The sequence below is a fragment of the Waterburya sp. genome, assembly GCF_058530065.1.
In genome coordinates, this window is record NZ_JBZNBU010000088.1 from 1 (window position 1) to 8440 (window position 8440).

Annotated in this window: 10 protein-coding genes; 7 read left to right on the forward strand and 3 right to left on the reverse strand. The window is 37.9% G+C overall.

Going from position 1 to position 8440, the window contains the following annotated elements; translation table 11 throughout:
- Positions 1-268 precede the first annotated feature (268 nt).
- From AC33VI_RS05925 to AC33VI_RS05950, 6 genes are all read left to right on the forward strand, one after another.
- A complete protein-coding gene (locus AC33VI_RS05925) occupies positions 269-565 on the forward strand; it encodes an N-ATPase subunit AtpR (RefSeq protein ID WP_491781345.1) in 297 nt (98 codons plus the stop codon).
- 38 nt (positions 566-603) lie between these two features.
- Positions 604-1266, forward strand: coding sequence for a F0F1 ATP synthase subunit A (locus AC33VI_RS05930; RefSeq protein WP_491781346.1), 663 nt, complete (start codon positions 604-606; stop codon positions 1264-1266).
- A 59-nt stretch (positions 1267-1325) separates the two neighbouring features.
- Positions 1326-1604, forward strand: a complete 279-nt coding sequence (locus AC33VI_RS05935; RefSeq protein WP_491781347.1) for a F0F1 ATP synthase subunit C — start codon at positions 1326-1328, stop codon at positions 1602-1604.
- 40 nt (positions 1605-1644) lie between these two features.
- Positions 1645-2412 (forward strand): F0F1 ATP synthase subunit B family protein, encoded by a 768-nt coding sequence (locus AC33VI_RS05940; RefSeq protein WP_491781348.1) that lies wholly within the window; start codon positions 1645-1647, stop codon positions 2410-2412.
- 81 nt (positions 2413-2493) lie between these two features.
- On the forward strand, positions 2494-3303 hold the full coding sequence (locus tag AC33VI_RS05945; RefSeq protein ID WP_491781349.1) for a porin family protein: 810 nt from the start codon (positions 2494-2496) through the stop codon (positions 3301-3303).
- 61 nt (positions 3304-3364) lie between these two features.
- Positions 3365-4855 (forward strand): alternate F1F0 ATPase, F1 subunit alpha, encoded by a 1491-nt coding sequence (locus tag AC33VI_RS05950; protein ID WP_491781354.1) that lies wholly within the window; start codon positions 3365-3367, stop codon positions 4853-4855.
- A 32-nt stretch (positions 4856-4887) separates the two neighbouring features.
- Here the strand turns inward: AC33VI_RS05950 and AC33VI_RS05955 are convergent, their stop codons facing one another.
- Both AC33VI_RS05955 and AC33VI_RS05960 read right to left on the reverse strand, forming a co-directional pair.
- Entirely contained in the window at positions 4888-6138 is a 1251-nt protein-coding gene (locus AC33VI_RS05955; RefSeq protein WP_491781350.1) for a DUF4335 domain-containing protein, read from the reverse strand.
- A 22-nt stretch (positions 6139-6160) separates the two neighbouring features.
- A complete protein-coding gene (locus tag AC33VI_RS05960; RefSeq protein ID WP_491781351.1) occupies positions 6161-6754 on the reverse strand; it encodes a DUF3038 domain-containing protein in 594 nt (197 codons plus the stop codon).
- A 398-nt stretch (positions 6755-7152) separates the two neighbouring features.
- Between AC33VI_RS05960 and AC33VI_RS05965 the strand changes: the two genes are divergently transcribed.
- A complete protein-coding gene (locus AC33VI_RS05965) occupies positions 7153-7338 on the forward strand; it encodes a hypothetical protein (protein ID WP_491781352.1) in 186 nt (61 codons plus the stop codon).
- A gap of 212 nt (positions 7339-7550) precedes the next feature.
- Here the strand turns inward: AC33VI_RS05965 and ftnA are convergent, their stop codons facing one another.
- On the reverse strand, positions 7551-8102 hold the full coding sequence (gene ftnA, locus AC33VI_RS05970; RefSeq protein ID WP_491781353.1) for a non-heme ferritin: 552 nt from the start codon (positions 8100-8102) through the stop codon (positions 7551-7553).
- Between the last annotated feature and the right edge of the window lie 338 nt (positions 8103-8440).

Below are 8440 nucleotides of genomic sequence, written 5' to 3' on the forward strand. Positions count from 1 at the left end.
ACTGTACATGGATTATAGATTAAAGAGTAATTCGGACTTTAAATTGCTTTAGGATTAGTGCAAAACTCATTACTCATTACTCATTACTCATTACTCAAAAGCGTTTGACAAACAACACAAGACGTTAAATTGTCACCAATGCCCATTCCCCATTCCCCCGAAACGATAACTTAGACCATAAGAAAATTAATTAGAACGACCATACATCACAAATTCCTCAAATTTTGCCCATAAGATAATTGCAGCAAACCAGTTATGGAACAAAACAGTGATACCAGTAATTGCTTTTGCGCTCGGTGCAAGTTTGGGACTTTTCTATTTTGGTGGATTGTGGTTGACGGTACAGCAACTGACCGTCAGTCGGCATCCCTATCGATTGATATTTTTTGGTTTTATCTTCAGACTCGGAGTTATCTTATTTGTCCTGTCTTTAATCCTTAGTAGCAATGCCGTATATGGGGTAATTCCCTTACTGATTTGTTGTTTGGGATTTTTGGTAGTCAGAACAATCATGATTTTATCTATTCAACCACATAGTAAAACTAACCTTCCTGAAATTAATTGATTAAAAAAGCGTAGCTACTAACAACTAACCACAGCTATATGAATTTAACTCCAGACCAAATAATCTTTTGGCAACGAGGTATCATCACCCTCAATGCAACTATAGTATTCACTTGGCTGGTAATGGCGTTTTTGATTCTTATTTCTTGGCTAATTACCCGCAAACTTTCCGCATCTACCAAAATTTCTCCTGGGCAAAACCTACTGGAAGTTTTGGTATTAGGTATTGGCAACCAAATCGCAGAAGTCAGCCAGCAACCACCAAAACCTTATATCCCTTTTATTGGTACGCTGTTTGTTTTTATTGCCATATCCAATATTCTCGCGATTATTCCTGGCTATCAACCCCCAACGGGTTCGCTTTCTACCACTGCTGCCCTGGCAATATGCGTTTTTTTTGCGATACCTCTCTATGGCATCAAGAAACAAGGATTTTGGGGCTACTTTAAAAAATACTATTTGCAACCTACGCCCTTTATGCTGCCGTTTAATATCATTGGCAGATTCTCTAACACCATCTCTCTTTCAGTGCGTTTATTTGGCAACGTCATGAGTGGCACGATGATTGTAGCGATTTTGCTTTCTGTTGCCCCATTATTTTTCCCAATCGTTATGCAAGCGATGGGACTATTGACGGGACTAATTCAAGCTTATATCTTTGCCATCCTAGCAATGGTTTTTATCGCAGCAGCAACTCAATAGGAGGCAAAAGGCAGGAGTACTAACAACTAACAATCAACAACTTACAACTAACAAAATCAATGGACAACCTTGGATTAATTGCAATGGCATCAATTCTTACCGCAGGATTAACAATTGCTGTGGGTTCGATCGCCCCCGCTTTAGGAGAAGGCAAAGCACTAGCGCAAGCATTAAGCGCGATCGCGCAACAACCTGATATTGCTAAAGATATTACCCGCACTCTGTTTGTCGGGATGGCACTGGTAGAATCGACGGCGATTTACTGCTTTGTAATTACCTTAATTTTGATCTTTGCCAATCCTTTTTGGACTTTCTTTATTGAGAAGGCTGGAGGGTAAAGTTTCTCAGTAATAAATAATAAGTAATAAGTAATAATGTATGCTAATCGATCCTTTTACTATCATTGCTCAAATAATTAATTTTCTGATTTTAGTTGCTTTGCTCAAACGGTTTTTGTATAAACCCATTACTCAGGCGATGGAAGGGCGATCGCAGAGAATTGAGCGTCAATTGGCTACCGCAGCTATTAAAGAAAAAGAGGCTCAAGCAGAGAAAGAACTATATCTGCAAAAGCAAAAAGAATTAGAAGCACAAAAACAAGAATGGTTAACCCAAGCTGTAAGAGAAGTAGAGTCTAAAAAAGAAGAATTAACTCAAACGGCGATTTTAGATGTGGAACAAATGCGATCGCAATGGTATCAAAATTTTGAACGCGATCGCCAGCATCTGACAAATAAGATCCGTAACGACTTAACCAAACAAATTACCTTTACTGCTAGAAAAGCCCTAGTCGATTTGGCAAAAGCAAATCTAGAAGCAGAGATTATTGATACTTTTATCGAGCGTCTTTATAATCTCAACTCACTGCAAACGGAAATTATTAGTTCTGCGCCCATACCTCAAGGTCAGCACTTAGTGACTATCCGTAGTGCTTTTAATATTGGAGGAGAACAAAGAGCTAGATTGATAACAGCAATTCGAGAACAGATTGCTGCTGAAGCAGAGGTTGAGTTTGAAATTGATGATAGTTTTATTTGTGGCATAGAATTACGCGATCGCGGTTATAAGATTTCTTGGAATTTGGAACATTATTTAACTGAATTAGAAATAGCAACTGCCAAGGTATTGGCAGAAAATACTAGCTAACAATGCCACATGAATAATATTTGTAATTAATTCTTCACAAGTTACTCAAACAAATCGATTAATCTATATGTATAAAGCAGATTGAGACACTTAATTTGGTTGGGGCAAGACACAATTTCAGTCTTACCAGGAGAATCGATTATGAAAACCTTAGCAGCTACAGCAGTCTTTGCAGCACTTGTTTTGGGTTTCCCAACAAATGCTTATGCCCAAAATATTTATCCAGAAAGCGATCGAGATAATCTACCAACAAAAATCAATACTTCTGGATTATCTCAAACAGATCCAGAAACAGATATTAGAAACAAAGATTCAATCAATCGGCCAAGAAAATCAAGAACAGCCCAAAAATCTAACGGAATAGACGGTTACGCGGGAGCAACATTAGGTATTTTATTCCCCGATATTGATGAAGATAGAGATATTTTTGCAGGTAGCAATGTCGATATTAATGACAGCTTCGGTGGTAGCTTGTTTGCGGGGATTAAATTTAATCGCTATTTAGCTACCGACCTCGAATTTAGTGCTTTTGCGGGCGATATCGATTCCGACTTGAATGTGGATGATGAAAGCTACACTATTTCTTCAATCATGGTCAATCCCAGATTTATGCTACCTTTAAACGACAGAGACAATAGTTTAGATTTATTCCTCAGTCCAGGTTTGGGAATTTCTAACCTAAGATACCGTGTCGAAGATGAATTCAGGGATTTTGACCGCATTACAGTTATCGAAGATGATACCCGCTTTACCTGGCAGGTCAAAGGCGGTGCATCTGTTCCAGTTAGTAGTAAATTTAGTGTATTGGGACAGGTTAGATATGCTAGCCAAACTGGCGATGATGCCATCGATTATTTCACCACAGAAGTTGGCGTTGAATTTGATTTTTAGTCGTTTATCTTACTGAAAACACTTGAAAAACTCGATCTGGCACAGTCTATTAAATGAAACTATTTTTCTATCTCAACAGGTTTTGGATAACTATCAACCTGAGTTAGAGATTGAAGAAGTAGGAACTGTAACTTATCTGGGTAGAGGAATTGCCCGCGCTGTAGGTTTGCCCAATGTGCGGGCAGAAGAACTTGTTAGGTTTCCTGGCAATACCTATGGGATGGCTTACAATCTTGATCGCGATGAAGTAGGGATTATTTTGTTAGATGATGCTGAAAGCTTGAAAGCAGGTTGCCAACTATTCAGAACGGGAAGAGTGGCGGATACTCCTGTAGGGGAAGAGTTGTTGGGTCGGGTAATTGATGCTACGGGCAAACCTTTAGATAATCTGGGGGCAATTAACACTAGCCAACGTTTACCTGTTGAAAGAGAAGCCCCAGGAATTATGCAGAGGGCAGCCGTTACCATACCTTTGCAAACGGGGATTAAGGTGATTGATGCTTTAATTCCCATCGGCAGGGGACAACGAGAATTAATTTTGGGCGATCGTGCTACGGGAAAGACGGCGATCGCTTTAGATACCATACTCAACCAAAAAGGCAAAGATGTTATCTGTATTTATTGTGCGATCGGACAACGGAGTTCGGCAGTAGCGAAATTAATTGCCCAATTGCGTCAAAGAGAAGCGATGGCATATTGCATCGTGGTAGTGGCAGGAGGGGAAACGACTCCAGGGTTGCAATACATTACTCCTTACGCAGCGACATCAATGGCGGAGTATTTTATGTTTCGAGGTAAAGATGTACTGATAGTCTATGATGACTTAACCCAACACGCTAGAGCATATCGAGAACTTTCCTTATTATTACGTCGTCCCCCAGGAAGAGAAGCTTTTCCTGGGGATATTTTTTATATCCATTCTCGTCTCTTAGAACGAGCCACTCATTTACGTCCCGAATATGGCGGTGGTTCTCTAACTGCTTTACCTATCGTAGAAACCGAAGCGCAAAATATTTCAGCATATATTCCGACAAATTTGGTATCTATTACCGACGGTCAAATTTATCTCACTCCCAATCTCTTCCACAAAGGTATCTTACCCGCCGTTGATGTGGGCAAGTCTGTCTCTCGCGTTGGGGGGAAAACCCAATTACCTGCCTATCGTGCCGTAGCTGGGGATCTGCGTCTATCTTATTCCCAGTTTGAAGAATTAGAAGCCTTTTCTCGTTTTGGTACTCAGCTAGACGATGCTACCCAACAAAGTATCGCCAGGGGTCAAAGAGTGCGCGAAGTCCTCAAACAAAATCAATATCAGCCAATACCCGTTGCCGAACAAATTGCAGTTTTGCTAGCAGTTACTCAAGGGGCTTGCGATCGCATTCCTTTAGAAGAAATTAGACTACTAGAAAAATCTATAGGTGAAATATTAAAAGAACAATTATCAGATCTCCGTCAGAAAATTACAGCGGGAGAGAAATTGAGTCAGAGCGATCGTCAAAATATGTTAAGTATTCTATCTAAAAAATGTCAAATAAATAACTTAAATAGGTAATGCTATCTATAGAAAAGATCGTACAAACCAATCTACTCAAAAAATGTTTTTACTCCTCCATCAGGATTTAAAAGTAAGCGAATTCTAGATTTTTGAGATTTATTATCGGGCGAAATAAAGATCTCTCCTCGGACGGGAATATTAGTTTTACTGAGATATAAGCTTGAGGCTTTGCCAATGGGAACTACTTTCTCAATCGAACCATTGGGGTTTAAATATAAACGATATTCTAGACTTTGTTTTAAATCTTCTGGAGGTTGCCAATTTTCTTCAAAATAGGCTTTGATTTCTTGCGCTCGCTTCCTCGATTTTGGAGTTTTGTCGGCAAGATTATTATCTCTGGTGGCTATATTAGTTTTTGCTGCTGAAACGTCAATTTTGGCTCGATTTTGAATATTTTCTTCCAGGTTGTTTATTTCTGTGGTTGGTTGGGCTTCGGCAATAGGAGTTATAGTTTGAGTTGGTGGGATCGGAGATTTATTTAACCCCGACTGACGCAAGACTTCAGAAGACGGGTAATCAGCAGGATCGGGTATGTTGGGTTTGGGTTTGGGGGTATCTACTGCTGGAGGTGGAGGCAATCTCTTGGCTGATGAGAGAGTTCGATCGCTTTGGGGTTGGGGTATTGATTTTTGAGGTAAATTGCTAATGTCTGGGGCAACAATATCATCAAATCCTGCTGTAGAATCAGGGGTGTCTGATTTCGATGAATCAGCTATGTTTGGTGGCGGTAAAGGTCGATCTAAAATAGCAGCAATGCCAATGCCTGCGATCGCGACTGCTGCGATACTACTCCAAAGGGAAATTAGTTTTTTGCTTCGTTCTTTTTCTAATTCTGCTAGAGTTAGTATCTTAGTTTGATAAGCCTCTAATGCGGTAACCAAGTCAAATAGTTGTACCGTACTGAGGGTAATTTTATCTTCCCTAGTATCTCTTGACAAATTACCAAAAAACAGTTCGCATTCAGTGAGAGTTTTAGTTTGTAGATAAGGAATATTTTTACTGAATTGTTGTTGCTGATTCAAATGAGGAGAAACAATCAAAGAATTGTGTAAAAACTCCTGTATATAACTATCTACTGCCGTTTGTAAAAGTTCTAAATTCCAGCGATCTCCTGTTATGGTTACTTGTTGAGAAGTAGGAAGGCGAGGATCGTCAAAACTTAATTTGAATTTAAAATTTTGCCAGACATCTCGATTTAACCAACGGGAGAGAGGAGAGTTTTTACCTTTAATTTCTAAAGTGCAGGTAGGAGGGGTAAAACGATGAATAGTAACTGACATGATGAAAATTATCTAATTAAAATTATTTTATGGCAGAAGAATTTTGAGCAGCATCAAAAATAGCAGTCCACAGAATGCGGTGTCCGTTTTGACTGCTATAAAACAAAAGACTAATTAATAAATTCCAAGCTAAAGGAATTAATTGTTGTCTATTTATTTGGCAATCAATAGCAATTCTTGCTTGATAGAAATTAATAAAATTATCGAGATAATCTCCCAATAAAGAAATTTCATAAGGGGGTTTATTTTGGGCTGTAACTTGCTCCAAAAGACTAACGGCTCGACGTAATAATTCTTGATGAGTTTGAGCTAAATAGCAAATAATTAATACTAATGCCCTTGCTTCTTCGACATCTAATTTTTTTCGACCACCAGATGTTTTCCGTTGTGGATTAGAAGATCTTAATCGCCATAAAGTAATGCGATCGCGCAACAGAGATTCTAAGTGTAAATCTTTAGCTGCACTTAAAATCGCCTCAGAGTTAATCTTAGCAATTGCTTCTAAAGCCAATAAAATTAAATCTAGATGAGCTTTAATATTTGCCAAGTGGTGATTATTAGTTACTTGGGGTTGGCTCAAATCTTGCCACTGTGATGAACTACTTTTATTTGCCACTATTTTAAGAGAATTGCCAAGATATATCTTTAACTAAACTTCATACAATATTTCCCTATAATACTAAACTTTCGCTCGAAGTTTTTTCTCTCGATTTCCCGTTTATTTTTATCCCTTTTCTCTCTTGGGGTAAATTCGATTATGTTTTAGGTTGACTGTAAATATTGATATCTATATATGAGGGATCGGTTTTCCTCTAGGGAAGACTGTAAAGTAGTACTTGAGGACTTTTTCTTGATTGTTAACTCTAACTTGATGGAGAAGTCTACTGTTATCACAGGCGAAATTAAAAATTTATAATATAATTCGTACTGACTAAAATAATAATAATATTTATTTTTAAAATGACTTTTTATTTTTCTGGAATAACTACCTATTGTTTGTTTCTAATTTATAGAATGTTTCAAGATAAAGAATGTTCCAAAACAGATTTAACTTCTTGGTTAGTTATTACCGTTGCTTCTTTATTTTGGATCGTAGTTATTCCCATATCCATCTTAGAAGTATGTGGCAAAGTTAAGAAAACTGCTTCAGCAAAAATTGAATCTCAATCTCAAGACGATCCTAGTTCCATTTTTTCTTGACCTCTCCCAGACTGACAAAAGAGAGTATTAGAGAAATTAATTTCGGCTGCTTTGTAAATAAGATTTTCCTGGATCGAGCGAAAAGCGATCGCCAACTTTCAACTCTTGATTCCTCCAACTTTTAAACAGAAGTTAACCAAAAGGATTGAAGATAATGCGATCGCCTGAGAGATTTAGCACTTGGATAATTATTGAAACCTCAAGACAAAAGTTTACTCAGTCATGGTGGTAGTTTCTTTACTATCAGCATTAGGAGCAGTTGCAGTTGCAGTTGCAGTTGCCATATTACCAATTTCGCGATCGATAAAGAAAATACCTTGTCCTTCTATGCCAATTAGTTTAATTTTATCGAGAATACCTTTGAATAAAAACTCTTCTTGATGTTGTTCTGCCACATACCATTGCAGAAATTGCAGGGTGGCATAATCTGGTTCGGTATTAGCTAAGTGAACTAAGTCGTTGATCTTACTAGTGACAGCTTGTTCGTGTTCGTAGATTTTTTCAAACATTTCAGTTAACGAACCAAAATCGTTAGGTGGTGCTTGCATGCCATTGATTGTGGCTAAAGCACCTGTTTCTTGCAGATAGTTAAACAAGCGACGCATATGCATCATCTCTTCATCTGCGTGTTGTGAGAGAAAAGTCGCACAACCTTCAAGAGATTTGTAAGCACACCAAGAACTCATTTGCAGATATAAATGAGAAGAATAGATTTCTAAGTTAATTTGTTGATTGAGGCGATCGATAATTTTTTGAGATAGCATAGTTATTTTCTGTAGTTTTTTATCTTTCGTTTTTTGTAACTAATGGCAGATAACCAATAACTAACAAACAAAAATACTGGCAGCCAATTCTCGCTCCAGGGCAGCACGGGTTTTAAAATCTCCCTATTTATTAATAGACAATTGATAAATAGGGGGAAAATTTCTCAGACGCACCATTTAACTCTAATCCAGGTTTTAGTTAAAATGTTGCGTATTTTAGGAACTCTTAAGGGAAGGATTTCCAGATAAAATTCTCCTAATTTTGCCAGTTACTAATATGAAATACTTAAATGCTTGCTACAAATGATGTTGTTAGTTCGGGGTTGTTAATTGTTCTC

What these genes read in the sequence shown, in the direction of transcription:
- AC33VI_RS05930 (WP_491781346.1), top strand. Translation starts at nt 604, where the DNA reads ATGAATTTAACTCCAGACCAAATAATCTTTTGGCAACGAGGTATCATC.
- AC33VI_RS05955 (WP_491781350.1), bottom strand. Translation starts at nt 6,138, where the DNA reads ATGTCAGTTACTATTCATCGTTTTACCCCTCCTACCTGCACTTTAGAA.
- AC33VI_RS05965 (WP_491781352.1), top strand. Translation starts at nt 7,153, where the DNA reads ATGTTTCAAGATAAAGAATGTTCCAAAACAGATTTAACTTCTTGGTTA.
- AC33VI_RS05940 (WP_491781348.1), top strand. Translation starts at nt 1,645, where the DNA reads ATGCTAATCGATCCTTTTACTATCATTGCTCAAATAATTAATTTTCTG.
- AC33VI_RS05935 (WP_491781347.1), top strand. Translation starts at nt 1,326, where the DNA reads ATGGACAACCTTGGATTAATTGCAATGGCATCAATTCTTACCGCAGGA.
- ftnA (WP_491781353.1), bottom strand. Translation starts at nt 8,102, where the DNA reads ATGCTATCTCAAAAAATTATCGATCGCCTCAATCAACAAATTAACTTA.